Origin of the sequence: Anoxybacillus eryuanensis, from assembly GCF_051200995.1 — a bacterium.
Classification (GTDB): Bacteria; Bacillota; Bacilli; order Bacillales; family Anoxybacillaceae; genus Anoxybacillus; species Anoxybacillus tengchongensis.
The window spans coordinates 1-25,087 of sequence record NZ_JBPODS010000015.1; the positions used below are offsets into that span (position 1 = coordinate 1).

Consider the following 25,087-nt stretch of genomic DNA (forward strand, 5'->3'; position numbering starts at 1 on the left):
ATCAAAAGCAAGCTTTTGATTCGTCCGCTCGACTTGCATGTATTAGGCACGCCGCCAGCGTTCGTCCTGAGCCAGGATCAAACTCTCCATAGAAAGTTTATATCTCTAGCTTTTACACTGCTGTTTTGTTCAGTTTTCAAAGAACATCAAGCACAAGATATATCATACAAGAGCACTTTGTTAATGTCAACACTTTTTTATAAAAAAATGAAATGACATGGACAATCGCCATTGTCATTTCATTTTATAATCTCTTCAATGCACAAATCTTTTTCGTTTTTTAGTGAAATGATTTGGTTTGTATTCATTATCTTAATCATTGGGCAGGACGGTGAATCTTGTTCAAAAAAGATAATTTCCCCAACTTGTTCATTCGATAATTTTACTTTTGCTCCTAAAGAAAGGTTCATCAAAAGAGAAGCCAGCGCTTGAACAACAGAAAGATCGAATTTTCCGAAACAATCTTTATGAATTTGTTCAAACACTTTAAAAGGTGATTGCTTATTGCGATAAGGACGCTCAGAAATCATCGCATGATAAACATCTGCGACCGCAACAATTTTACTATAAGGGTGAATTTTTTCTTCTTGAACACTAAGTAAATATCCGCTGCCATCATTTCGCTCATGATGTTGCAAAACAGCGAGCTTTACTCCTTCTTGTAATGCAGTAATTTTTTGAACCATTTTATAACCGTAAACGGTATGTTGGCGCATATCTTTATATTCCATTGGAGTAAGAGCCGTACTTTTGTTAAGTATTTTCGGGTCAACTTTTGACATACCACAATCGCTTAATAGCCCAGCGATGGCGACTTGCATGTAATCCCCTTTTGCATATTGTAATTTTTTCGCTAATACACCTGAAAGAAGGCCGACTGTTACTGCATGATGAAATAAGTACTCTGATTTGGTAGAGTAATGATGAAAGAAGAGTAGCTCCTTTTCCGATTCCAATACTTTTTCAAACAAAGGCATAAACATTTTACGCACTTTGCCAATATCCACAGGTAACCCAGCCTGCCATCCTTGAAACATTTGTTTATATTGTTGGACAACTTCTAAATATAAGGTCAATATATCTTTGTTTTCCGTTATTTTTGGCTTCGGTACATCTTCTTGAATGACTTCACTCGGTCGAAATGTACTACCGTCAACAAGAACTGACTGTACACGTACTTGATCAACAAGAAACTTTTGCAATACAGTTAATAGTTTCGCATTTAATACCGTATTTTTTGGAACAATAACGCGATGCGATTTTCCGATAATATCTTCAGCTAAAATGCAACCTTCTTGTAATTGAGCTGTTTTTACTAACAACATGTCTTCTCCCCCCCTTTGTAAAGCATAGAGGGGAAAAACTCCCCTCTATGCTTCTTGCAGTTGTTCTTTTTCTTCTTCTTTTGGTACCTTCGCTACTGTCGCGACATACTCCTGTTCGTTTTCTTCATCTAGACGAATGAGCTTAACACCTTGTGTGTTTCGTCCCATAACGGAAATATCGCTCACTGCCATACGAATCATTACACCGCTTGCGGTCATTAACATTAAGTCTTCTTCACCTGTAACTGTTTTAACAGCAACAACATCGCCGTTTTTTTCAGTAATATTACATGTCTTAATTCCTTTTCCACCACGGCTTTGAATACGATACTCTGAAGCTGGTGTTCGTTTTCCATAACCATTTCGCGTTACAATTAAAATTTCCTCATCACCATCCAAGCTTTCCATACCGACCACTTCGTCGCCTGGACATAATGTAATTGCTTTTACACCTGCAGCTGTGCGTCCCATTGAGCGAACATCTGTCTCAGGAAAACGAATTAACATTCCTTTTTTCGTCCCCACAATCATATGTTTATGACCATCTGTCAGTTTTACGGATATTAATTCATCGCCTTCATGTAAATGAATAGCAATTAAACCATGGTTACGAATGTTAGCAAACGATGATAAAGGGGATCTTTTAGCAATTCCTTGCTTTGTTGTAAAAAATAAAAATGCATCTTCATGGAATTGTTCGATTGCAATCACCGTGTTAATTACTTCATCTTTTTCAATGTTTAATAAGTTAACTATTGGAATACCTTTTGCTGTGCGACTGAACTCTGGAATTTCATATCCTTTTGCTTTGTATACTTTTCCTTTATTTGTAAAAAATAAAACGATATCATGTGTCGATGTAATGACTAAATGCTCGACAAAATCGTCCTCATTCGTATTCATACCTTGAATACCACGACCTCCACGTCGTTGGCTCCGGTACGTTGAAACAGGAAGACGTTTTATATATCCCCTGTGTGTTAATGTAACAACGATATTTTCACGAGTAATTAAATCTTCATCATCGATTGTTTCTAAACCGCCATTTACTATTTCTGTGCGACGATAGTCATTGAACTTCTCTTTAATTTCAAGCAATTCGTCACGAATGATTTGTAAAACTTTTTGCTCATCAGCTAGAATGGCTTTTAAATGTGCGATGAGCTTCACTAGCTCTCCATACTCTTGTTCAATTTTTTCACGCTCTAGTCCCGTTAAACGTTGTAGACGCATATCTAAAATAGCTTGTGCTTGCTTTTCACTTAACTGAAACTTTGTCATCAATCCTTCTTTCGCTATGTCTACAGTTGCAGATTGACGAATAAGCTCAATTACCTCGTCTAGGTGATCAAGGGCAATGCGTAAACCTTCTAAAATATGTGCGCGAGCTTCTGCTTTGTTTAGCTCAAATTGAGTGCGACGACGAATAACAATTTTTTGATGGTCTAAATAATGTTGTAAACATTGTTTTAAATTTAATACTTTCGGTTGTCCATCAACAAGCGCAAGCATATTGATCCCAAAACTCGTTTGTAAAGCTGTTTGTTTGTACAAATTGTTGAGCACTACATGTGCACTTACATCTCTTCTTACTTCAATGACAATGCGCATACCGCTCCGATCAGATTCATCACGTAAATCTGTAATGCCATCGATTTTCTTTTCACGGACAAGTTCAGCAATTTTTTCAATTAACTTGGCTTTATTGACTTGGTAAGGTAATTCACGGACGATAATCATTTCTTTTCCGTTCTCTTTTTGCTCAATCTCAGCTTTCGCACGTAATGTGATCGAACCACGTCCTGTTTCATACGCTTTTCTTATCCCGCCTCTTCCAATAATTTGCGCACCTGTCGGAAAATCAGGGCCCGGCAAATATTCCATCAATTCAGCAACCGTCATGTCGGGATCTTTCATCAGTTCCAATAAAGCGTCAATGACTTCTCCAAGTTGATGCGGGGGAATATTCGTTGCCATCCCAACCGCAATCCCTGAAGATCCGTTCACAAGTAAATTCGGAAAACGGGCAGGCAAAACAATTGGCTCACGTTCTGAACCATCATAATTATCTTGGTAATCGATCGTGTCTTTGTTAATATCACGCAACAGCTCCATTGAAATTTTCGACATTCTTGCTTCTGTATAACGCATTGCTGCTGCGGCATCACCATCAATTGATCCAAAGTTTCCGTGTCCATCCACAAGCATATATCGATAGTTAAAATCTTGTGCCATCCGCACCATCGTATCGTATACCGCTGCATCACCATGCGGATGGTACTTACCGATCACTTCACCAACAATACGTGCCGACTTTTTGTAAGGCTTGTCCGCCGTCATTCCTAAATCGTGCATTGCATATAAAATACGACGATGTACTGGCTTTAGTCCGTCACGCACATCAGGGAGCGCACGGGATACAATGACGCTCATCGCATAGTCGAGAAACGATGCACGCATTTCTTGACTAATACTCACTTCCTTTACTCTTTCAGACATACAGCAACGAACCTCCCTTACCTAACAAAATAATAAAACAAGGGGAGGGTGAACAAACACTCTCCGACATGTTTAAATATCTAGATTTTTTACATATTTCGCGTTTTCCTCGATAAACTGCCTACGCGGTTCGACTTTGTCCCCCATTAAAATTTCGAATGTTTCGTCCGCCTCCATGGCATCTTGCAAACTCACTTTTAACAATGTACGCGTCTCAGGGTTCATCGTCGTCTCCCAAAGTTGCTCTGGATTCATCTCTCCAAGACCCTTGTAACGTTGAATAATTGGTTTCGGTTGTTCAGGTAACCGAGCTAATATTTCTTCAAGTTGTCGATCACTATATGCGTATTCAATTCGTTTTCCTTGCTGAATTTTATATAAAGGTGGCTGAGCGATATAAACATAACCTTGTTCGATTACCTCGCGCATATAGCGATAGAAAAATGTTAATAACAATGTGCGAATGTGAGCACCATCGACATCCGCGTCGGTCATAATAATGATCTTATGATAACGAGCTTTTGTAATATCAAAATCTTCTCCGATTCCCGTACCAAGAGCTGTAATAATTGCACGTACTTCATTGTTGGATAAAATTTTATCTAATCTTGATTTCTCAACGTTAATAATTTTTCCACGCAACGGTAAAATCGCTTGGAAATGACGATCGCGTCCTTGTTTTGCAGAACCGCCTGCTGAATCCCCCTCAACGACATATAGTTCACATATCGCTGGATCTTTCGATGAACAATCAGCTAATTTCCCAGGCAAACTCGATACTTCGAGGGCATTTTTTCTTCTCGTTAATTCCCGCGCTCGCTTCGCTGCTAGACGTGCCCTAGAAGCTAAAATTCCTTTTTCAACAATTTTTTTGGCAACTGCTGGGTTTTCGAGTAAAAACTTTTCAAATTGTTCAGCAAAAATAGACTCTGTCGCCGTACGAGCATCACTATTGCCAAGTTTCGTTTTCGTCTGTCCTTCAAACTGCGGTGCCGGGTGTTTTACTGATATGATGGCCGTTAATCCTTCCCGTACATCTTCACCCGTTAAATTGGCATCTTGTTCTTTAAACATATTGTTTTTACGACCATAATCATTAATAATTCGCGTCAGAGCTGTTTTAAACCCTAGCTCATGCGTACCACCTTCATGCGTATGAATGTTATTAGCGAATGAGTATATATTACTTGTATAACCATCGTTATATTGTAAGGCGATTTCGACTTGAATTCCTTCTTTTTCCCCTTCAATGTAAATGGGTTCCTCGTGAAGCGTTTCTTTTGTCCGATTTAAATGTTTAACGTATGAAGAAATTCCACCTTCATAGTAGTATTCGTTACGTCGCTTTTCATCACGTCGATCTTCTAAGGTAATACGAATGCCTTTGTTTAAAAAAGCAAGCTCTCGCAAGCGATGCGCAAGTGTGTCGTAATCATACTCCGTCGTTTCTGTGAAAATTTCTGGATCTGGTCTAAAATGAATGGTTGTACCTGTCCGATCTGTCTCACCTACAACCTGCAAATCTGCACAAGGTACGCCACGCTTATATTTTTGATAGTGAATTTTCCCATCGCGATGCACATATACTTCTAGCTCTTCGGACAACGCGTTAACAACGGATGCACCGACTCCATGCAATCCCCCAGACACTTTATATCCGCCGCCACCAAATTTTCCACCGGCGTGCAACACAGTCATAATTACTTCAACAGCTGGTCTCCCCATTTTTTCGTGAATACCAACAGGAATCCCTCGACCGTTATCTATTACTGTAATGCTGTTGTCTTCTTCAACAATGACGTTAATTTCCGTACAAAATCCAGCTAACGCTTCATCAATGCTGTTATCAACAATTTCCCAAACGAGATGATGCAATCCTTTCGGTCCGGTTGATCCGATATACATCCCCGGTCTTTTTCGTACTGCTTCTAACCCTTCGAGAACTTGGATTTGACTTTCATCATAAACAATTTGATCTCTTTGTTCCATCGCCACTATTGATCACCTACGCTTTCCTTTTCGAACAATATGTTCGAGGTTTATGAACAACTATCGTCTCATCATTTGTCCCGAGACAACTTCATACACATCTGCGTCTCGAACGACGCGATGTTCAATCCCATCTATACTTGTTGTTGTTACAAATGTTTGCACTTTGCCTTGTATAGCATTTAACAAATGTGTTTGACGAAAATCATCTAGCTCTGATAGAACATCATCGAGTAAAAGGATAGGATACTCGCCGATTTCCGAAAAAATTAAATCAATTTCAGCTAGTTTCAATGAAAGGGCCGTCGTTCGTTGTTGACCTTGGGAACCGAACGTCTGTACATCTTTTCCGTTAATCGTAAACGATAAATCATCTCGATGCGGACCGATGAGCGTTGTACCTCGTTCGATTTCTTTGGTTTTTATTTGTGTAAACTTATCGTTATACACTTCTACTATTCTCGACCATTGTTGTTTGTCTAATACATCAACCGAAGGACAATAATGAATGGCCAATTGTTCATGACCTCGACTAATTTCGGCATGAATCGGTTTCGCCCATGTTTGTAATAATTCGATAAACTCATATCTTTTGAGTGTGATTTTTACTGCGAGTTCCACAAGTTGTTCTGTGAGCACATCAAGAAACGTTTCGTCTGTCTGTTTTTTTGACTGGAGTAGTTTCAAATATTGATTTCTTTGTTGCAACACTTTTTGATACTGACCAAGTTCATGCATATAAACAGGAGATACTTGACCGATTTCCATATCGATAAAACGTCTTCGAATTTGTGGGCTTCCTTTTACAAGGTTTAAATCTTCTGGGGCAAACATGACAACGTTCATATGCCCGACGTAACTGCTTAATTTTGCCTGCTCGATATAATTTAGTTTTGCTTTTTTCCCTTTTTTCGACACGGTTAACTGTAAAAAAATTGGGCCGTTTTTCTTTCCTACTTTACCTTCTATTTTAGCATAATCTTTGTCCCAACGAATTAAATCTTTATCATTCGTCGTTCGATGTGATTTTGCCATCGACAAGACATAAATTGATTCCATGATGTTCGTCTTACCTTGAGCGTTTTCCCCTAAAATGACATTTACTTTGTTTTGAAATTGCCAACAACCTTGTTCATAATTGCGGTAATTTTTTAAAGTTAACTGTTCTAAAAACAAAGGTGCCCCCCACCTTTACGAACAAATCGTAAATGTACCGATTGTTTGAATGTCGACAACGTCTCCTGCTCTTAGTTTGCGACCACGACGTTGTTCTCGTTCCCCGTTAACAAGTACATCGTTTGTTTGTAAAAACCATTTCGCCATTCCGCCTGTTGAAATGACGTTCGCTAGTTTTAAAAATTGTCCAAGTGTAATGGTTTCTGTTGAAATTTTTATTTCTTTCATTTCTCATCCGCTCACTTTCTTATAAAAAGTGTCCATTCTTTCATTGTACTAAAAAAGAAGGGTGAAGAAAAGGAAAGCTGCTAGGTGATCTAGCAGCTTTTAGTATGTGCGCACAGGTAAAATTAATTGGAGCATGGAATCGTCATGAAGTGGTCGAATTAAAAATGGGCGCATTGCACCAGTAAAACTAATTTTAATTTCTGCTCCTTCTAACGCCTTTAATGCATCCATCATATATTTTGCACTGAAAGAAATTTTTAATTCTTCTCCGTCTACTTGTTCACACTGTACTTCCTCTACAACTTTTCCGATCTCAGGTGAGTTTGAAGAAATCTCAACGACTTTGTCAGACAGCGTGGATAAACGAACAACGTTATTTCTTCCTTCACGTGCTAGTAATGACGCACGGTCGATTGCTTGTAGAAACTCCTTCGTTTTTACGATCATATCTGTTTGGCTATCTGTTGGAATAAGTCGAGATGTATCTGGATAGTTCCCATCTAACAAACGTGAGAAAAACAACAAATGTTTTGTCTTAAATAATACTTGATTTTCTGTTACAACGATGTGAACAGGCTCATTGGATTCTTCGAGAATTTTATTTAGCTCGTTTAAGCTCTTTCCTGGAATGACGATATTGTAGTATGCTTCTGATTCTGTTTCTACTTTTGCTTTTCTCATAGCCAGTCGGTGGCTATCTGTTGCAATGCACGTAAGCTCATTATTTTCAATTCGCCAGTTTACACCTGTCAAGATTGGACGTGTTTCTGAGGTGGACACTGCAAATACTGTTTGGCGAATCACATGTTTTAACAAATCCGCTGGTATTTGAAACATATTTTCCTCTTGAATTTGTGGTAAGCGTGGATATTCTTCCGGATCCAATCCGTTTAAGTGAAATTCCGTTTTTCCAGAGCGAATTGTTGTGACAAATTGATCCTTTACTTCGATTTCTACGGTTTCTCTTGGTAACTTACGAACAATTTCACTAAAAAATCGTGCTTGTAGAACCACACTTCCTTGTTTAATGACGTCAACAATAACGCGATCCTTTTCCTCTGCTGGAATAAACGATTCAATCGAAATATCTGAATCACTTCCTGTCAATGTAACACCTTGCTCAGAAGCAACGATTTTAATTCCAGTCAAAATAGGAATTGTCGTGCGAGATGATACAGCCTTCATTACATCTTGTACACTTCTCACTAAGTGATCGCGATCGATAATAACTTTCACAAAGAAAACCTCCCTAATTTATTTATTATATTTTTTTAAAAAACTATTAATCATAGTACTAGGCGCTGTGATTATGTGGATAAGTGAATAAAACAAAGGAAGCACAGACTATCCACATGTGGACAGTCTGTGCACAAACACCAAACAGTTATTCACATTATTTCAGCTTCTCCATAATTTCTTTCAATTGTTTCTGTAGTTGAACGTCGGTTTGAATGAGAGCTGAAATTTTTTCGTGAGCATGGATGACTGTTGTATGGTCACGCCCTCCAAATTCCTCCCCAATTTTAGGGAGCGAACAGTCGGTTAACTCTCGTGAAAGATACATAGCAATTTGACGCGGAAAAGCAACGGATTTCGTTCGTTTTTTTGCTTTAAAATCTTCAAGTTTCACGTTAAAATGCTCCCCGACAACACGTTGAATGTCTTGAATCGTAATTACTTTTGGTTTGGAACTTGGAATAATATCTTTTAGTGCCTCTGCTGCCAAATCTGCGTTAATTTCTTTGTTAATTAAAGAAGAGTAAGCAACGACACGAATGAGCGCCCCTTCTAATTCTCGAATATTCGAATCAATTTGATTAGCAATATACAACATCACTTCGTTTGGTATATCGAACCCTTCGGCTTTTGCTTTTTTACGCAAAATGGCAATTCTCGTTTCTAAGTCAGGAGGAGTGATGTCTGTAATTAAGCCCCATTCAAAGCGAGAACGCAGGCGGTCTTCTAACGTCGGGATTTCTTTTGGAGGTCGGTCACTCGATATGACAATTTGCTTACTTTCTTCGTGTAGTGTATTAAACGTATGGAAAAACTCTTCTTGTGTTTGTTCTTTTCCAGCTAAAAATTGAATATCATCTATTAACAGCACGTCCACATTGCGATATTTGTTACGAAAATCATCTGGACGGTTATCGCGAATGGCATTAATAAATTCATTTGTAAACTTTTCCGAAGATAAATAGACGACTTTTGCTGATGGGTTATGTTCAAGAACGTAATGACCGATTGCATGCATGAGGTGCGTCTTGCCTAGGCCTACACCACCGTAAATGAAGAGGGGGTTGTATGCTTTGGCCGGTGCTTCTGCCACCGCTAAAGATGCAGCATGAGCGAAGCGATTTCCAGATCCGATGACAAAAGTGTCAAACGTGTATTTTGGATTCAGCATACTTTGTGGAAATTCTGCTTGTTCGTCATCATGCTTCCGCGGTTTACTTGTTGGTTTTAGATCGAATTCTTCCAATGTTTGATGATTAGGAATTGTGCATTTAATTTTTAACTCTTCTCCGGTAATGTCATAAAGTGTCTGTTCAATCAGCCGGGTGTAACGTGATTCGAGCCAGTCTTTTGTAAATTCATTTGGGACGGTAATAATGAGTATGTCGCCTTTTAATGAATGCGCAGTCGTTGATTTTAACCATGTTTCAAAGCTCGGTTTGCTGATTTTTTTCTCAATTTCGGCTAATGCTTTATTCCATAAGTCCGAAATATTTTCCACGCCGCTCTCCCTCCTTCTCCGCGCGGGTGTTTAACTTTTGTATAACCGTGTTTGTCTATAAAAAAATTTTTTTCGACAGTTTTCAACGATTGTGGACAAATATTTACACACTATGTGGACGAAACTGTCCACACGTTATCCACATTTTGTGGATAATACAAAAAACTTATATAATTATCCAGAGTAAAAACAACAATATAATAGCAGATAAATACTTATGTTGCAATGGTTTTAAAATATTATCCACAAAACGAAAAAGCTGTGAAAAAATTTTATCCACAAGGTTATAAGATGTGAAAAACTTGTCGATAAATGTTGTGGATACAGAAAAAGCGACAAAAAATTTATCCACATTCATAATCACAATATATTCAAAAAAAGATACTCCCGGAGTAGTTGACATTTCTCTAAATTTCTCACTATAATTAGAAAGACTGTCTTTTAACAGTTATTCCTCAGGGAGGTGTCATATATGAAAAGAACGTATCAACCAAACAAACGGAAGCGCAGCAAAGTACACGGTTTCCGTGCGCGCATGAGCACAAAAAACGGAAGAAAAGTTCTTGCTCGTCGCCGTCGTAAAGGAAGAAAAGTATTATCTGCATAGGCCACTGAACGATCAGTGGTCTTTTTTCTAACGGGAGTTACGATCGAGGTGTGATGAGAGCACATGAAAAAAAAATATCGCATAAAAAAAAATGATGAATTTCAAGAAGTATTCAAGCGAGGAACATCGGTGGCGAATCGACAGTTTGTCTTATATGTTCTCGATAAACCAGAGCAACCGTATTTTCGGATCGGGTTATCCGTTAGTAAAAAAATAGGGAAAGCAGTCGTCCGCAATCGTGTGAAACGATATATTCGCCAAGTGTTCCACGAAGAGAGAGAGCAGATTGACGCAGGGAAAGATTATGTTATTATTGCACGCATGCCGGTAGCTACGATGGGGTATGAAGAGGCGAAAAAAAGTTTATTGCACGTTTTAAGACGAGCAAACGTTTTTCATTAAATGTTTGATCGACCGATATGCTAAAATATTTCATGGAACGTATAAAGTAAGGGGGAAAAACGAGTGAAGAAAAGGCAGGTCGCATGGCTGTTTTTACTTCTTGCTGTTGTACTAGCAGGATGTTCAGAAATTAACCAACCAATTACTGCAGAAAGTAAAGGTTTTTGGAACGAGTATATCGTTTACCCACTATCTTGGTTAATTACATACATGTCTGAGTTATTTGGTTCTAATTACGGTTTAGGCATTATCGTCGTAACCATTTTGATTCGTTTAGCTATTTTGCCGCTCATGGTTCAACAAACGAGAAATTCGAAAGCGATGCAGGCGCTACAACCAGAATTACAAAAACTGCGCGAAAAATATAGCTCAAAAGACGCACAAACGCAGCAAAAACTTCAACAAGAAACGATGTTACTTTTCCAAAAGCATGGTGTCAATCCGTTAGCTGGTTGTTTGCCGCTATTTATTCAAATGCCGATTTTAATTGGATTTTACCATGCCATTATGCGCACAGAAGAAATTGCACGCCATAATTTTTTATGGTTTGACTTAGGTGAAAAGGATCCGTTTTTTATCTTGCCACTTGTGGCTGGGGTCACAACATTTATTCAGCAAAAGATGATGATGGCTGGCACCGAGCAACAAAATCCACAAATGGCTATGATGCTTTGGTTAATGCCAATTATGGTCGTCGTCTTTGCGATCAACTTCCCAGCAGCGCTTTCGCTTTATTGGGTTGTTGGAAACTTATTTATGATTGTACAAACGTATTTCATTAAAGGGCCAGACTTAAAAGCGACGAAAGAGGCTGGGGGAACAGGAAAGTGAAACGAATCACGATGAGGGGCCAAACGGTAGAAGAGGCAGTGGAAAAAGCGTTAGCGCAATTACATGTGTCGAAAGAAGCGGTCGATATTGTTGTTGTGCAACAAGAAAAAAAGCCGTTTCTTGGCTTGTTCGGTGGACAAGAAGCAATCGTTGAAGTGACGGTAAGGGATCCATTTCATTTTGTCGAATCGTTTTTAAAACATGTTATTGAACAAATGAATGTCCATGTCCAACTCGCGTGCCAAGTGGAAGGAGAGCGTTTAGTCGTTTTCCTTTCAGGTCCAGATGTTGCGCGAGTAATTGGAAAACATGGACAAACATTGAATGCGTTACAATTGTTGGCGCAGGGAGTGTTAAATCGTTATACGGATCGCCCGCTTCGCGTTGTTATTGATGCGGAAGGATATCGAAAACGAAGAGAAGAAACACTTGTTCGTTTGGCGAAAAATATGGCGAAAAAAGCGATACAAATGGGAAAAGATATTTCGTTAGAACCGATGAGTGCATGGGAGCGGAAAGTCATTCATACGGCGTTAAGCGATGACGACAGAATACAAACGTTTTCAGCTGGAACGGAACCGCATCGCCATGTCGTCATTTCACTAAAAAGGTAAACATTCTCTAGGGGAAGTCGTTCCTAGAGAATTTTTTTTGTAAATTCAAACGTAGTGTGTATGTTGTTATTCACATGTGGATAAGTTAAAATTTATTTGATTAGCATTGTGAATAAAACATGCATGATATAGATGTGGATAATTTCGTTTATGAAAGAAGGTGAATCGCGTGGAGTTCGATACAATTGCAGCGATCTCAACTCCGATGGGTGAAGGAGCGATTGCGATCGTCCGTTTAAGCGGGGATGAAGCGATAAAGATTGTCGATCAACTATTTGTTGGTGTCGGAGGGAAACAGCTAAAAGACGTACCTTCTCACACCATTCATTATGGACACATAGTGCATCCGGAGACGAAAGAAACGATTGAAGAAGTGATGGTTACGGTCATGAGGGCTCCAAAGACGTTTACGCGTGAAGATGTTGTTGAAATTAATTGTCATGGGGGTCTCGTTTCTGTCAACCGCGTTCTTCAACTCGTGTTAGCATACGGAGCCCGTCTAGCACAACCTGGAGAGTTTACTAAAAGAGCTTTTTTAAACGGTCGTATTGATTTATCTCAAGCGGAAGCAGTAATGGATCTCATTCGCGCCAAAACAGATCGTGCGATGGCTATCGCGTTAAACCAAATGGAAGGGCGTTTATCAAAGCTTATTCGTCGCTTGCGCCAAACGATTTTAGAAACGTTGGCACATGTTGAAGTAAATATTGACTATCCAGAATATGATGACGTCGAAGAAATGACGCATCGACTTTTGCTTGAGAAGGCAACGGAAGTAAAAAATGAAATTGAACGGTTATTGCAAACCGCACAACAAGGAAAAGTGTTACGAGACGGACTAGCGACAGTGATTATCGGTCGTCCAAACGTTGGAAAATCATCGCTATTAAACAGTTTAGCTCATGAAAATCGAGCCATTGTCACCGATATTCCAGGTACAACACGCGATGTCATTGAGGAATATGTAAATGTTCGCGGTGTACCGCTTCGTTTGTTAGATACAGCAGGCATTCGTGAAACAGAAGACATTGTGGAACGTATTGGGGTCGAGCGATCACGGAAGGTGTTAAAAGAGGCCGATTTAATTTTACTCGTACTTAACTACAATGAGCCATTAACGACAGAAGATGAACAGCTGTTTGAAGCTGTCAAAGGAATGGACGTCATTGTTATTGTTAATAAAACAGACTTACCTAAGCGAATTGATATGGATCGAGTGAAGCAATTGTCGCAAGGCTCACCAGTTATTACGACATCGCTTTTAGAAGAAAAAGGAATCGATCAACTCGAAGAGGCGATTGCTTCATTGTTTTTTAGCGGAGATGTAGAGGCACGCGATTTAACATATGTATCAAACTCACGCCATATTGCATTATTAACACAAGCGAAAAAAGCAATAGAAGAAGCCATTTACGGCATCGAAGCAGGTATGCCGATCGACATCGTGCAAATTGATTTAACGAGGGCGTGGGAATTGTTAGGTGAAATCGTTGGAGATACGGTACACGAAAGTTTGATTGATCAATTGTTTGCACAATTTTGTTTAGGGAAATAAGGAGGGTATTTATGCATTACGAGGCAGGATCTTATGATGTCATCGTCGTCGGTGCTGGTCATGCTGGATGCGAAGCGGCGCTTGCTGCTGCGCGCATGGGGGCAAGTACGCTAGTGATTACACTCAATCTCGATATGATTGCTTTTATGCCATGTAATCCATCTATCGGCGGACCTGCAAAAGGGATTGTCGTTCGGGAAATTGACGCGTTAGGCGGAGAAATGGGGAAAAACATTGACAAAACGCATATTCAAATGCGCATGTTGAATACAGGAAAAGGACCTGCGGTGCGAGCGTTACGTGCACAAGCAGATAAATTTTTATATCAACAAGAAATGAAAAAAACGTTAGAAAACCAAGAGAATTTAACATTATTACAAGGAAAAGTAGAAAAATTGATCGTAGAAGAAGGTGTGTGTAAAGGTGTCATTACGCATACGGGTGCCCATTATTACGCAAAAGCTGTCGTTATTACGACAGGAACGTTTTTACGCGGTGAAATCATTATTGGAGATATTAAATATTCAAGCGGTCCAAACAATCAACAGCCGTCGATTAAGCTTTCAGAGCATCTAGAGGAGCTCGGATTTGAACTTGTTCGTTTTAAAACAGGAACGCCACCGCGCGTAAATAGTCATACGATTGATTACAGCAAAACAGAAATTCAGCCGGGAGATGACGTGCCACGGGCGTTCTCGTATGAAACGAAGGAATATATTACCGACCAACTTCCTTGTTGGCTCACTTATACGACAGAGGAAACGCATCGAATCATCGATGAAAATTTACATTTATCGCCGATGTATTCGGGGATGATTAAAGGGACAGGTCCGCGTTATTGCCCATCAATTGAAGATAAAATCGTTCGCTTCCACGATAAACCACGTCATCAAATTTTCCTTGAACCAGAAGGAAGACATACGCAAGAAGTATATGTACAAGGTTTATCGACAAGCTTGCCGGAGCATATTCAACGTCAAATGTTAGCGACAATACCAGGATTAGAAAAAGCACAGCTCATGCGTGCTGGTTATGCGATTGAGTATGATGCCATTGTTCCAACACAACTATGGCCAACGTTAGAAACAAAAGTCGTTCAACGTTTATACACAGCAGGACAAATTAATGGAACGTCTGGATATGAAGAGGCAGCGGGCCAAGGGCTCATTGCCGGCATTAATGCAGCATGTAAAGCGCTCGGAAAAGAGGAGTTAATTTTAAGTCGTTCTGAAGCATATATTGGCGTTTTAATTGACGACCTTGTGACAAAAGGGACGAATGAGCCATACCGCTTGTTAACATCGCGTGCAGAATATCGTCTTTTATTACGTCACGACAATGCTGATTTACGATTGACGGAAATTGGATATAAAATCGGCTTAATTTCACAAGAGCGATATGAAAAGTTTGTGGCAAAAAAAGAAGCGATCGAAGCGGAAAAGAAACGTTTAAAGTCTTACATCATTAAGCCGACACCACAAGTACAACAACTGATTCGAAATGTTGGAGGAAGTGAATTAAAAGACGGCATTCGCGCAGCTGACTTGTTAAAGCGTCCGGAAATGACATATGAACATATTCAAATGATTGCACCAGCGGAACAACTGGTTGATCCTGAAGTGGCAGAACAAGTAGAAATTCAAATTAAATACGAAGGATACATTGAAAAATCGCTACAACAAGTTGAAAAATTAAAGAAAATGGAAAATAAAAAAATTCCAGAAGACATTGATTACGATGCGATTACAGGATTGGCGACAGAGGCGCGACAAAAGCTAAAGCAAGTTCGTCCGCTTTCAATTGCACAAGCCTCACGCATTTCGGGAGTCAATCCGGCCGATATTTCGATTTTATTAGTTTATTTAGAGCAGGGAAAAATCGCACGTGTGTCAAATGAATAAAGAGGGATGAATGATGGATGTAAACGTATTTCAACAAATGTTAGAGGAGAAAGGAATTTCACTTTCTCCTCAACAACTCACTCAATTCGAAACATATTATCACTTGCTTGTTGAATGGAACGAGAAAATGAATTTAACAGCGATTACTGACAAAGAAGGCGTATACTTGAAGCATTTTTTTGATTCCATTACACCTGCTTTTTATTTCAATTTCTTGCAACCATTATCTATTTGCGATGTTGGGGCAGGAGCTGGGTTTCCGAGCATACCATTAAAAATTTGCTTTCCTCACTTACATGTATCAATTGTTGATTCATTACAAAAACGAATTACGTTTCTGAATCATTTAGCGGCACAACTCGGACTTGAAGGGGTAGCCTTTTATCACGATCGCGCTGAAACGTTTGGACAAAAAAGCGTCCGTGAGACGTTTGATGTCGTGACGGCTCGAGCTGTTGCGCGTTTATCTGTGCTAAGTGAACTTTGTTTGCCACTTGTGAAAGTAGGGGGAACGTTTATTGCGATGAAAGGTGCATCGGCGCAGGAAGAGCTTGAACAAGGAAAAACAGCGATTCGTGTGCTAGGTGGTGAAGTAGTAAAAGTGGAACAATTTTTATTACCGATTGAGGAAAGTGAACGGGCAATCGTTTTTATTGAAAAGAGAAGAAAAACACCGAAGAAATATCCACGCAAACCAGGGGTACCAAACAAACTTCCGATTGAATGAATGTTTTGAGTTCTCAAAGGTGGTGTCAGGGGGAAATGAAGCATCCTTTTTCGCGTTTTTTTAGCTTTGGTGAAAAAGAGCAAGAAGAAATCGTCGTACCAAATGAAGAAATAAAAAGAATTGCTATTTCACAAATTGTTCCAAACCGTTTTCAGCCCCGGACTATTTTTGTTGAAGATAAAATTGATGAACTTGCTCAAACGATTCGAACACATGGGATGATTCAACCGATTGTTGTTCGAGAATGTGAAGATGGGAAGTTCGAAATTATTGCCGGGGAACGAAGATGGCGAGCAGCACAAAAACTCGGCTGGACCGATATACCTGCTATTATTAAAAATTTGAATGATACGGAAACAGCTTCAGTTGCTTTAATTGAAAACTTACAGCGGGAAGAGCTAACTCCGATTGAAGAAGCGATCGCTTATGCTCGTTTGTTAGAATTGCATCATTTGACGCAAGAAGCGTTAGCGCAAAGACTTGGAAAAGGACAATCAACGATTGCCAACAAACTTCGTTTATTAAAACTGCCTCAAGAAGTACAAGACGCATTGTTACAACGTCAAATTACAGAACGTCATGCGCGCGCTTTAATTGTGCTGAAAGATTACGATAAACAGTTGAAATTGCTTGAAGAAATTATCCAAAAGCAACTAAACGTGAAACAGACAGAAGATCGAGTCGCGAAAATGCTAGAAGAAAACAACGATGAAAAGCGCCCGAAACCGAAACGAAAATCGTTAAGCAAAGACATGCGCATTGCTGTTAATACGATTCGCCAGTCGTTAACGATGGTTGCTGATAGTGGTGTCGCCATCGATTCAGAAGAAGAAGAGTTTGAAGACTATTATCAAATTACAATCCGCATCCCGAAGAAACAAAAATAACACCTCATCTAAAATGACGATGAGGTTTTCTTTTTGTATATGAAAATATTGAAAAATTCATGATACAATAAAAGTATTATATGTAAAGGATGGGGAGCATTGTGGGGAAAATTATTGCGATTGCCAACCAAAAAGGTGGTGTTGGCAAAACGACAACAGCCGTAAACTTATCGGCATGTTTAGCCCATATGGGAAAAAAGACGTTACTTGTCGATATCGACCCGCAAGGAAATGCGACAAGTGGGATTGGCGTGGAAAAACATGAAATTGAACAATGCGCATATGACTTATTAGTTGAGGAAGTAGATGTGCGTCAAGTCATTCGTCCGACTAACATCGAACGATTGCATATTATTCCTGCCACCATTCAACTGGCTGGTGCTGAGATTGAACTCGTTCCGATTGTTTCGAGGGAAGTGCGCCTACAAAAAGCGTTAAGTCCAATCAAAGACGTGTACGATTTTATTATTATCGACTGTCCGCCTTCACTCGGATTGTTGACGATTAACGCTTTAACCTCAGCAGATACAGTATTAATTCCTGTGCAGTGTGAATATTACGCATTGGAAGGGCTTAGTCAATTATTAAATACGATTCGTCTTGTACAAAAACATTTAAATTCACATTTACGTATTGAAGGTGTGTTGCTGACGATGTTTGATGCGCGCACAAATCTTGGTATTCAAGTTATTCAAGAAGTGAAAAAGTATTTTCGTGAAAAAGTGTATGAAACGATTATACCGCGCAATGTTCGACTAAGTGAGGCGCCAAGCCATGGAAAGCCGATTATTTTGTACGACGCGAAATCGCGGGGAGCGGAAGTATACGCAGACTTTGCGAAAGAGGTGATCGCAAATGGCTAAAGGGCTCGGGAAAGGCATTCACGCTCTTTTTACGAATTTGGAAGCAGAAAAAGGGGAAACGGTTCAAGAAATTGATATTCAACAACTTCGCCCTAATCCATATCAACCGCGCAAAACGTTCCATGAACAAGCGTTAGAAGAACTAAAGCAATCCATTATGGAACACGGAATCGTTCAGCCGCTCATCGTTCGTCAGACGATCAAGGGATATGAAATTGTCGTGGGTGAACGTCGCTTTCGAGCGGCACAATTAGCAGGATTGAAAACTATCCCAGCCGTTGTACGTGAACTTTCGGATGAAAAAATGATGGAAATTGCATTGCTTGAAAATTTACAGCGTGAAGATTTAAACCCTATTGAGGAAGCGACAGCATATCAGTTGTTGCTTACAAAATGCAAATTAACGCAAGAAGAGCTAGCCAAACGATTAGGAAAGAGCCGTCCGCATATTGCCAATCATCTGCGTCTTCTTTCACTTCCAAGTGATGTACAACAAATGATTGAAGAAGGTACGTTATCGATGGGGCACGGTCGAGCATTACTTGCCTTAAAGAACAAGCAGAAACTTTCAGCAGTTATTCAACGAGTTATTCAACAATCGCTCAATGTTCGCCAACTTGAGACGCTCATTCAACAACTGAACGAAAATGTTCCACGTGAAACATCGAAAAAGAAAGAAGATAAAAATATATTTTTAGTGCAAAGCGAAGCGTTATTGCGCGAGCGGTTAGGAACGTCCGTCTCCATTAAAAAACATCGAAAAAAAGGAAAAATTGAAATCGAATTTTTCTCAGAAGAAGATTTGACACGTATTTTGCAGTTGCTAAATGCATACGATGAATCTTATTGAGGGATGAATAGGATGTGACACATATTGGCTTTACTCGGTACAATTGTTAACGGTATATGCATTATTATTGGCGCTCTGTTAGGTGCTGTGTTTCGACATATTCCTGAGCGCATAAAATCGACGGTGATGAACGGGATTGGACTTTCCGTTGTTGTTCTCGGTGTAAAGATGGGGTTAGAAAGCGATCAGTTTTTAGTTGTTATTATTAGTTTAGTTGTCGGTGGGGTATTAGGAGAAATATGGGGTATTGAAGAAAAACTAGAAAGATTAGGAAAATGGGTAGAAAGGCGAGTAGGATATGGCACAGAAGGGACGATTTCTAGAGGGTTTGTTAGTGCCACACTTCTGTTTGTCGTCGGTTCGATGGCCATTGTCGGTGCGCTACATAGCGGGTTAAGAGGCGATCATCTCATACTATATACAAAATCGATTTTAGACGGTTTTGCGAGCATCATCTTAACCGCTATGTTTGGCATCGGCGTTATTTTTTCCGCTATTCCTGTTGTTGTTTATCAAGGATCCATCGCCTTAATGGCTACGCAAATCGATCAGTTCATTCCACCAAGCGCCCTTGAGGCATTTATTGCTGAATCGACCGCGACAGGCGGAATTTTAATTATTGCCATTGGGTTGAACATGTTGAATCTTACATCTGTTCGTGTAGCGAACTTATTGCCAAGCATTTTAGTAAATGCGCTCATCGTTGCTTTTATGCATACGTTATTCAGATAGTTTATATTTTAGTTCGTTTGTTTGCAATGACGCAAGCCGCTGGTATTTTTTTAGTTGTATGCCAGCTTCATAAATACCTGTGGCGATCGTTTCCGCCATATTCATTACTAAATGAAGGCGAGTGTTTTGTAATACGAAAAATTCCATAAATCCGCTCACATTGACAATACCGGTAATATGGGCATCACCAACAGGAGGAAGATTTTTATTGACAGCGGCACCTGGTTTTAATGGACCCTTTTCAATTGCAACCATCCCGATGTTTTTCACACGACCAAGGCAAGCATCGACAGCGATGATGAATGCGTGTTTATGTTGTTGGTGAATGTCTTTTAGCCTATCTTCTAAATTAACAGCATGAATCGGATCTTTTAGCGTTCCATACACATAAAAAGGTAATGTTCCTTTTTGTCCAAGCATCGTACCAACAAGCGGACCAAGTGAATCGCCAGTCGAACGATCCGTGCCGATACAAACGATGACGATTGGGATATGTGTGGAAGTTGGAAGTAAATATAAAAGTGATGATGCAAGTTGGGATGTTGCGTTTGGTTCGTCGTAAAAAAATTTGTTTTGCATACGTCCGTTCCCTCCTCCGATGAAGTAGCGTGGTAACAGTATACGGAAAAATGTGAATATATATACATTGAGCAACGTAGAAAGTTCATGCGCTACAAATGTAAGCAAAATACTGTTACAATAACTTATGCGCAAGCAAAGGAGCTTGTATAGGTCATTTTGCTACGATGGAGGTGGGATGAATGGAGAAAGTGCAAAAAATATACGGCCGTGTCGTTGAAAAAATTATTGAAGGTGACTGGCTTGTTACAATAGGTGCTAGTTTGTTTAAAATCGTGGCCATTATTTTATTAGCGTCAATTTCATTAAAGATTGTTAAGTTGACGATTGCGAAGTTTTTTGCTGTTCGTCAGAAAGCGCCGATTCGGCTATCAGAACGAAGAGAAGCAACGTTAATGCGATTGCTAAACAATATGGCGACGTATACTATTTACTTTATTGCGTTTATGATGATTTTAGACGCTGTAGGCGTTGATATTCGCGCCATTTTAGCGGGGGCTGGAATCGTTGGATTAGCAGTCGGATTTGGGGCACAAAATCTTGTCCGCGATATTATTACGGGATTTTTTATTATCCTTGAAGATCAGTTTGCCGTTGGAGACTATGTACGCATCGGCACATTTGAGGGGCATGTTGAAGAAATCGGATTGCGCACGACGAAGCTAAAAAGTTTCACGGGTGAAGTGCACATTTTACCGAATGGAACGATTACGCAAGTAACGAACTTTTCTTTGCATAATAGTGTGGCGGTTGTTGATGTAAGTATTGCTTATGAAGGTGATTTAGAAAAGGCGGAAGCTGTCATTCGCGAAGTGTTAGAAGAAATGCCAAGTAAATATGAAGACATTGTCAGTCCACCGGAATTGTTAGGAGTACAAAATTTAGGACCGTCTGAAGTTGTCATGCGCATTACGTGTGAAACAAAGCCGATGCGTCATTGGCATATTGCACGTGCGTTGCGAAAAGAGATTAAGCTCCGTTTGGATGAGCGGGGAATTGAAATTCCGTTTCCTCGTTTAGTTCTCTACAGTCGTGAGCAACAAGCTGAACGTGCTTAAACAACGGAAAGGAGTGTGCTATATTGAATAAAGAGTATGGCATGCATGATATCGTCGAAATGAAAAAGGAACATCCTTGCGGTACAAATCGATGGAAAATTATCCGAATGGGCATGGATATTCGGATCAAATGTGAAGGATGTGGTCATAGTGTCTTGCTGCCGCGAAAAGAGTTTGAGAAAAAAATGAAAAAAGTGCTCGTAAAGCACGAGGAATAGACGAAGAGAGGAGTTTCATTATGGGTTTAACAGCAGGAATTGTTGGTCTTCCGAATGTCGGAAAATCAACGTTATTTAATGCGATTACAAAAGCAGGCGCTGAGTCTGCAAACTATCCGTTTTGTACAATCGAACCAAACGTTGGGATTGTGGAAGTACCGGATGAGCGACTAAAAACGTTGACGAAATTATTTAATCCGAAACGTACGGTTCCTACAGTATTTGAATTTACAGATATCGCAGGGATTGTGAAAGGTGCAAGTAAAGGTGAAGGGTTAGGAAATAAGTTTTTATCCCACATCCGCCAAGTTGATGCCATTTGTCAAGTTGTGCGTTGTTTTGCTGACGAAAACATTACGCATGTGGCAGGGAAAGTAGATCCGATCGCAGACATCGAAACGATAAACTTGGAGCTTATTTTTGCCGACCTTGAAACGGTAGACAAGCGGATAGATCGCGTCGGAAAAATGGCGAAGCAAAAAGATAAAGAAGCAGTATTTGAATATGACATTTTAAGCCGCTTAAAAGAAACATTCGAAGCAGGAAAACCGGCTAGAACGCTTTCATTTACGGAAGAGGAAATGAAAGTAGTAAAGCAACTACATTTATTAACGATCAAGCCGATGTTATATGTTGCTAACGTTGGTGAAGAAGATTTAGCTGATCCAAACAACAACGAGTACGTTCAAAAAGTAAAAGCATTTGCCAAAGAAGATAATGCAGAAGTCATCGTCGTTTGTGCTAAAGTGGAGGCGGAGATGGCAGAGTTAGACGATGAAGAAAAAGAGCTATTTTTACAAGAACTCGGCATCGAACAATCGGGATTAGATCAACTCATTCGTGCATCATATAGTTTGCTCGGGCTCGCTACGTATTTCACAGCGGGTGAACAAGAAGTGCGGGCGTGGACGTTCCGAAAAGGAATGAAAGCACCACAATGTGCAGGCATTATTCATTCTGATTTTGAACGAGGATTTATTCGTGCAGAAACGGTATCATATGACGATTTAGTTGCGGCAGGATCGATGGCAGCTGCCCGTGAAGCAGGAAAAGTGCGATTAGAAGGAAAAGATTATGAAGTGCAAGATGGCGATATTATTCATTTCCGCTTTAACGTCTAATATTGCATATGAACGATGTTCATGATATAATCATCAAATGTGAGTAATGATATATTGCTCCTTGCTCTGTAAAGAGCCGTGTAGACCAAAAGGAGGTGACTGTGATGAGAAAGTACGAAATTATGTACATTATCCGTCCAAACATGGAAGAAGAAGCGAGAAAAGCAGTTGTTGAGCGTTTTAACAACGTGTTAACTGAAAATGGCGCGGAAATTACGAACGTGAAGGAATGGGGTAAGCGTCGTCTCGCTTATGAAATTGAAAAATTCCGTGACGGTTACTACATGATTTTAAACGTTGTTGCGAAGCCTGCGGCAGTTCAAGAATTTGACCGTTTAGCACGCATCAGCGAAGACATTATTCGTCATATCGTCGTGAAGGAAGAAGAATAATTTCCTCATGAATAGGAGTGGTTCTGATGATTAATCGCGTAATTCTCGTTGGAAGACTGACGAAAGATCCGGAATTACGCTATACTCCAAATGGAGTTGCTGTTGCCACGTTTACGCTAGCGGTGAATCGAACGTATACGAATCCACAAGGTGAACGTGAAGCAGATTTTATTAACTGTATCGTTTGGCGCCGACAAGCTGAAAATGTGGCGAACTATTTAAAAAAAGGTAGTTTAGCTGGAGTGGAAGGTCGAATTCAAACGAGATCGTATGAAAACCAAGAAGGAAAACGAGTGTACGTAACAGAGGTTGTCGCCGATAGTGTGCAGTTTTTAGAGCCGCGAGGTGGCGGTGAGCAACGTGGCATGGCATCAGGCAGCTATGGCGAGCCGTTTCCATTTGGATCAAATCAGAACCCGAACCAAGGACGTAGTAGCGGATTTAGTCGAATTGACGATGATCCATTTGCGAACGATGGACAACCAATCGACATATCGGACGATGATTTGCCGTTTTAATATATATTGATTTGAAGAAAGGAGGAAATACAATGGCAGGACGCAAAGGTGGACGTACAAAACGTCGTAAAGTTTGCTACTTTACAGCAAACGGAATTACACACATTGACTACAAAGATGTGGACACATTAAAGAAATTTATTTCTGAGCGTGGCAAAATTTTACCTCGTCGCGTAACAGGTACGAGTGCAAAATATCAACGCAAATTAACAATTGCGATCAAACGTGCTCGTCAAATGGCTTTATTACCGTACGTTGCGGGCGAATAAAAAGAAAAAGCAGTAAGGGGGACGGAGCCTTACTGCTTTTTGTTTTCAAGGAGGGAAAAAGGTGAAAAACGCTCGGGTATTAACGGAAGGAGCTGTGCAACTTGCTATTTTCACAGTTCTCCTTTTGCTCAGTTTATATATGCCGGTGTTCGGAATGGTTACAACATTTTTTTTGGCAATTCCGTTTCTTTTATTTACAATGCGCCACACATATAAAAACGGCTTATTTTTGCTTGCTATATCATTTATTCCATCCATTTGGTTCGGTTCCCTTTTCTCTGTTCCGATGACATTTATGTTTGCAAGTAGCGGAGTTGTCATGGGACATGTGTGGCGAAAGCAAGGTGGAAAATATACTGTTTTGCTTGTTGGTACTCTTTCTTTTTTAGTGAGCATGATCATCATTTATGCGAGTTCTGTCTTATTTTTCGACATTCATATTGGGAAACAAATTGAAGAAATGATGCAACAATCGTTTCAAAGTGCGCAAAACATATTAGAGAAACTTGGGCAAACAAATGGACAATTTGAACAAGCAATGAAACAAACGATGGACATTGTCATCGATTTGTTACCGACTGCATTCGTCTTTGCAGCTGCATGTTTTGCTTTTATTACTCAACAAGTTGCCGTATCTATTTTGAGACGGTTAAATATGGAAATTGGGAATTGGCAACCATTTCGTGAACTTGTTTTACCGAAAAGTTTGCTATGGTACTATTTAGCGGTCATGCTTTTGTTATTTTTCCCAATCGAGCACGGTTCATTTCTTTACATTGCGTTGCTTAATTTGTTTCAAATTTTACAGTTACTTATGACTATTCAAGGATTTTCGTTCATCTTTTATTGGATGTACCATAAAAAAATGGGGCGCAAAGGCGCTATTGCAACTGTCGTTCTATCGCTATTTTTCCCTTTTTTACTTCACCTCGTGCGAATATTAGGTATAATTGATTTAGGATTTGATTTGCGAAAGAAGTTGAAAGATTAATGACGCAAGGAGCTGACG

Annotated in this window: 26 protein-coding genes and 1 rRNA gene; 18 read left to right on the top strand and 9 right to left on the bottom strand. The window is 39.8% G+C overall.

Annotated features, from left to right (window positions below; genetic code table 11):
* The 8 genes from HNQ84_RS12450 to dnaA form a co-directional block, all read right to left on the bottom strand.
* Nucleotides 1-93, bottom strand: a 16S ribosomal RNA gene (locus tag HNQ84_RS12450); the annotation flags it as partial.
* A gap of 146 nt (nucleotides 94-239) precedes the next feature.
* Nucleotides 240-1,325, bottom strand: a complete 1,086-nt coding sequence (locus HNQ84_RS12455; RefSeq protein WP_055440883.1) for an HD-GYP domain-containing protein — start codon at nucleotides 1,323-1,325, stop codon at nucleotides 240-242.
* A gap of 45 nt (nucleotides 1,326-1,370) precedes the next feature.
* Nucleotides 1,371-3,824 (bottom strand): DNA gyrase subunit A, encoded by a 2,454-nt coding sequence (gyrA, locus tag HNQ84_RS12460; protein WP_183242686.1) that lies wholly within the window; start codon nucleotides 3,822-3,824, stop codon nucleotides 1,371-1,373.
* Between the two features lie 72 nt (nucleotides 3,825-3,896).
* Nucleotides 3,897-5,813, bottom strand: a complete 1,917-nt coding sequence (gene gyrB, locus HNQ84_RS12465) for a DNA topoisomerase (ATP-hydrolyzing) subunit B (protein WP_435622309.1) — start codon at nucleotides 5,811-5,813, stop codon at nucleotides 3,897-3,899.
* 60 nt (nucleotides 5,814-5,873) lie between these two features.
* Nucleotides 5,874-6,989 (bottom strand): DNA replication/repair protein RecF, encoded by a 1,116-nt coding sequence (gene recF / locus HNQ84_RS12470; RefSeq protein ID WP_055440881.1) that lies wholly within the window; start codon nucleotides 6,987-6,989, stop codon nucleotides 5,874-5,876.
* A 15-nt stretch (nucleotides 6,990-7,004) separates the two neighbouring features.
* The gene (yaaA, locus tag HNQ84_RS12475; RefSeq protein ID WP_183242681.1) at nucleotides 7,005-7,217 is read right to left on the bottom strand and encodes a S4 domain-containing protein YaaA; all 213 of its coding nucleotides are present in this window, start codon (nucleotides 7,215-7,217) and stop codon (nucleotides 7,005-7,007) included.
* Between the two features lie 99 nt (nucleotides 7,218-7,316).
* Nucleotides 7,317-8,453, bottom strand: a complete 1,137-nt coding sequence (gene dnaN, locus HNQ84_RS12480) for a DNA polymerase III subunit beta (protein WP_055440879.1) — start codon at nucleotides 8,451-8,453, stop codon at nucleotides 7,317-7,319.
* A 157-nt stretch (nucleotides 8,454-8,610) separates the two neighbouring features.
* On the bottom strand, nucleotides 8,611-9,954 hold the full coding sequence (dnaA, locus tag HNQ84_RS12485) for a chromosomal replication initiator protein DnaA (RefSeq protein WP_183242677.1): 1,344 nt from the start codon (nucleotides 9,952-9,954) through the stop codon (nucleotides 8,611-8,613).
* Between the two features lie 472 nt (nucleotides 9,955-10,426).
* Here dnaA and rpmH point away from each other — a divergent pair, with 472 nt between their 5' ends.
* The 11 genes from rpmH to HNQ84_RS12540 all read left to right on the top strand — a co-directional run bounded on the left by rpmH (nucleotide 10,427) and on the right by HNQ84_RS12540 (nucleotide 19,923).
* Entirely contained in the window at nucleotides 10,427-10,561 is a 135-nt protein-coding gene (gene rpmH / locus HNQ84_RS12490; protein ID WP_003397591.1) for a 50S ribosomal protein L34, read from the top strand.
* A 63-nt stretch (nucleotides 10,562-10,624) separates the two neighbouring features.
* Nucleotides 10,625-10,963, top strand: a complete 339-nt coding sequence (rnpA, locus tag HNQ84_RS12495; RefSeq protein WP_435622310.1) for a ribonuclease P protein component — start codon at nucleotides 10,625-10,627, stop codon at nucleotides 10,961-10,963.
* 63 nt (nucleotides 10,964-11,026) lie between these two features.
* Entirely contained in the window at nucleotides 11,027-11,794 is a 768-nt protein-coding gene (gene spoIIIJ / locus HNQ84_RS12500; RefSeq protein ID WP_435622311.1) for a YidC family membrane integrase SpoIIIJ, read from the top strand.
* The gene (gene jag / locus HNQ84_RS12505) at nucleotides 11,791-12,408 is read left to right on the top strand and encodes an RNA-binding cell elongation regulator Jag/EloR (protein ID WP_435622312.1); all 618 of its coding nucleotides are present in this window, start codon (nucleotides 11,791-11,793) and stop codon (nucleotides 12,406-12,408) included. The genes spoIIIJ and jag overlap by 4 nt, the downstream gene beginning before the upstream one ends.
* A 169-nt stretch (nucleotides 12,409-12,577) precedes the next feature.
* Nucleotides 12,578-13,963: a tRNA uridine-5-carboxymethylaminomethyl(34) synthesis GTPase MnmE gene (gene mnmE, locus HNQ84_RS12510; RefSeq protein WP_435622313.1), complete on the top strand. Its 1,386-nt coding sequence runs from the start codon at nucleotides 12,578-12,580 to the stop codon at nucleotides 13,961-13,963.
* A gap of 11 nt (nucleotides 13,964-13,974) precedes the next feature.
* Nucleotides 13,975-15,864 (top strand): tRNA uridine-5-carboxymethylaminomethyl(34) synthesis enzyme MnmG, encoded by a 1,890-nt coding sequence (gene mnmG / locus HNQ84_RS12515; protein WP_435622314.1) that lies wholly within the window; start codon nucleotides 13,975-13,977, stop codon nucleotides 15,862-15,864.
* A gap of 13 nt (nucleotides 15,865-15,877) precedes the next feature.
* Nucleotides 15,878-16,591, top strand: coding sequence for a 16S rRNA (guanine(527)-N(7))-methyltransferase RsmG (rsmG, locus tag HNQ84_RS12520; RefSeq protein WP_435622315.1), 714 nt, complete (start codon nucleotides 15,878-15,880; stop codon nucleotides 16,589-16,591).
* Between the two features lie 35 nt (nucleotides 16,592-16,626).
* Nucleotides 16,627-17,478, top strand: coding sequence for a nucleoid occlusion protein (noc, locus tag HNQ84_RS12525; protein ID WP_183242665.1), 852 nt, complete (start codon nucleotides 16,627-16,629; stop codon nucleotides 17,476-17,478).
* A gap of 101 nt (nucleotides 17,479-17,579) precedes the next feature.
* Nucleotides 17,580-18,341, top strand: coding sequence for an AAA family ATPase (locus HNQ84_RS12530; protein ID WP_183242663.1), 762 nt, complete (start codon nucleotides 17,580-17,582; stop codon nucleotides 18,339-18,341).
* Nucleotides 18,334-19,191, top strand: coding sequence for a ParB/RepB/Spo0J family partition protein (locus tag HNQ84_RS12535; RefSeq protein WP_435622316.1), 858 nt, complete (start codon nucleotides 18,334-18,336; stop codon nucleotides 19,189-19,191). Before HNQ84_RS12530 ends, HNQ84_RS12535 begins: the two co-directional genes overlap by 8 nt.
* Nucleotides 19,192-19,215: 24 nt before the next feature.
* Entirely contained in the window at nucleotides 19,216-19,923 is a 708-nt protein-coding gene (locus HNQ84_RS12540; protein WP_435622317.1) for a DUF554 domain-containing protein, read from the top strand.
* Here HNQ84_RS12540 and yyaC read toward each other — a convergent pair.
* Complete coding sequence (gene yyaC / locus HNQ84_RS12545) at nucleotides 19,912-20,502, bottom strand: spore protease YyaC (RefSeq protein WP_435622318.1); 591 nt, start codon at nucleotides 20,500-20,502, stop codon at nucleotides 19,912-19,914. The two genes, HNQ84_RS12540 and yyaC, sit on opposite strands and share 12 nt — an antisense overlap.
* 182 nt (nucleotides 20,503-20,684) lie before the next feature.
* On the opposite strand from yyaC, the gene HNQ84_RS12550 reads away from it, so the two are divergent.
* From HNQ84_RS12550 to HNQ84_RS12580, 7 genes are all read left to right on the top strand, one after another.
* Nucleotides 20,685-21,560 (top strand): mechanosensitive ion channel family protein, encoded by an 876-nt coding sequence (locus HNQ84_RS12550; RefSeq protein ID WP_435622319.1) that lies wholly within the window; start codon nucleotides 20,685-20,687, stop codon nucleotides 21,558-21,560.
* A gap of 41 nt (nucleotides 21,561-21,601) precedes the next feature.
* Nucleotides 21,602-21,778 carry a DUF951 domain-containing protein gene (locus tag HNQ84_RS12555; protein WP_006321132.1) on the top strand — a complete coding sequence of 59 codons (177 nt, stop codon included), beginning with the start codon at nucleotides 21,602-21,604 and terminating at the stop codon, nucleotides 21,776-21,778.
* 20 nt (nucleotides 21,779-21,798) lie between these two features.
* Nucleotides 21,799-22,899 carry a redox-regulated ATPase YchF gene (gene ychF, locus HNQ84_RS12560; protein WP_183242654.1) on the top strand — a complete coding sequence of 367 codons (1,101 nt, stop codon included), beginning with the start codon at nucleotides 21,799-21,801 and terminating at the stop codon, nucleotides 22,897-22,899.
* Between the two features lie 104 nt (nucleotides 22,900-23,003).
* Nucleotides 23,004-23,291 carry a 30S ribosomal protein S6 gene (gene rpsF, locus HNQ84_RS12565; RefSeq protein ID WP_009361077.1) on the top strand — a complete coding sequence of 96 codons (288 nt, stop codon included), beginning with the start codon at nucleotides 23,004-23,006 and terminating at the stop codon, nucleotides 23,289-23,291.
* A 26-nt stretch (nucleotides 23,292-23,317) separates the two neighbouring features.
* On the top strand, nucleotides 23,318-23,809 hold the full coding sequence (gene ssb, locus HNQ84_RS12570) for a single-stranded DNA-binding protein (RefSeq protein WP_032101641.1): 492 nt from the start codon (nucleotides 23,318-23,320) through the stop codon (nucleotides 23,807-23,809).
* A 32-nt stretch (nucleotides 23,810-23,841) separates the two neighbouring features.
* Nucleotides 23,842-24,078: a 30S ribosomal protein S18 gene (gene rpsR, locus HNQ84_RS12575; protein ID WP_003397568.1), complete on the top strand. Its 237-nt coding sequence runs from the start codon at nucleotides 23,842-23,844 to the stop codon at nucleotides 24,076-24,078.
* A gap of 61 nt (nucleotides 24,079-24,139) precedes the next feature.
* Nucleotides 24,140-25,069 (top strand): YybS family protein, encoded by a 930-nt coding sequence (locus HNQ84_RS12580; protein ID WP_435622320.1) that lies wholly within the window; start codon nucleotides 24,140-24,142, stop codon nucleotides 25,067-25,069.
* Nucleotides 25,070-25,087 lie beyond the last annotated feature (18 nt).

Bases quoted from the DNA above. Each gene is read 5' to 3' on its own strand.
- gyrB (WP_435622309.1), bottom strand. From the start codon at position 5,813: ATGGAACAAAGAGATCAAATTGTTTATGATGAAAGTCAAATCCAAGTT.
- yyaC (WP_435622318.1), bottom strand. From the start codon at position 20,502: ATGCAAAACAAATTTTTTTACGACGAACCAAACGCAACATCCCAACTT.
- yaaA (WP_183242681.1), bottom strand. From the start codon at position 7,217: ATGAAAGAAATAAAAATTTCAACAGAAACCATTACACTTGGACAATTT.
- HNQ84_RS12455 (WP_055440883.1), bottom strand. From the start codon at position 1,325: ATGTTGTTAGTAAAAACAGCTCAATTACAAGAAGGTTGCATTTTAGCT.
- ssb (WP_032101641.1), top strand. From the start codon at position 23,318: ATGATTAATCGCGTAATTCTCGTTGGAAGACTGACGAAAGATCCGGAA.
- noc (WP_183242665.1), top strand. From the start codon at position 16,627: ATGAAGCATCCTTTTTCGCGTTTTTTTAGCTTTGGTGAAAAAGAGCAA.
- rpsF (WP_009361077.1), top strand. From the start codon at position 23,004: ATGAGAAAGTACGAAATTATGTACATTATCCGTCCAAACATGGAAGAA.
- HNQ84_RS12535 (WP_435622316.1), top strand. From the start codon at position 18,334: ATGGCTAAAGGGCTCGGGAAAGGCATTCACGCTCTTTTTACGAATTTG.
- rpsR (WP_003397568.1), top strand. From the start codon at position 23,842: ATGGCAGGACGCAAAGGTGGACGTACAAAACGTCGTAAAGTTTGCTAC.
- mnmG (WP_435622314.1), top strand. From the start codon at position 13,975: ATGCATTACGAGGCAGGATCTTATGATGTCATCGTCGTCGGTGCTGGT.
- HNQ84_RS12555 (WP_006321132.1), top strand. From the start codon at position 21,602: ATGCATGATATCGTCGAAATGAAAAAGGAACATCCTTGCGGTACAAAT.
- gyrA (WP_183242686.1), bottom strand. From the start codon at position 3,824: ATGTCTGAAAGAGTAAAGGAAGTGAGTATTAGTCAAGAAATGCGTGCA.
- HNQ84_RS12550 (WP_435622319.1), top strand. From the start codon at position 20,685: ATGGAGAAAGTGCAAAAAATATACGGCCGTGTCGTTGAAAAAATTATT.
- ychF (WP_183242654.1), top strand. From the start codon at position 21,799: ATGGGTTTAACAGCAGGAATTGTTGGTCTTCCGAATGTCGGAAAATCA.
- rsmG (WP_435622315.1), top strand. From the start codon at position 15,878: ATGGATGTAAACGTATTTCAACAAATGTTAGAGGAGAAAGGAATTTCA.
- rnpA (WP_435622310.1), top strand. From the start codon at position 10,625: ATGAAAAAAAAATATCGCATAAAAAAAAATGATGAATTTCAAGAAGTA.
- rpmH (WP_003397591.1), top strand. From the start codon at position 10,427: ATGAAAAGAACGTATCAACCAAACAAACGGAAGCGCAGCAAAGTACAC.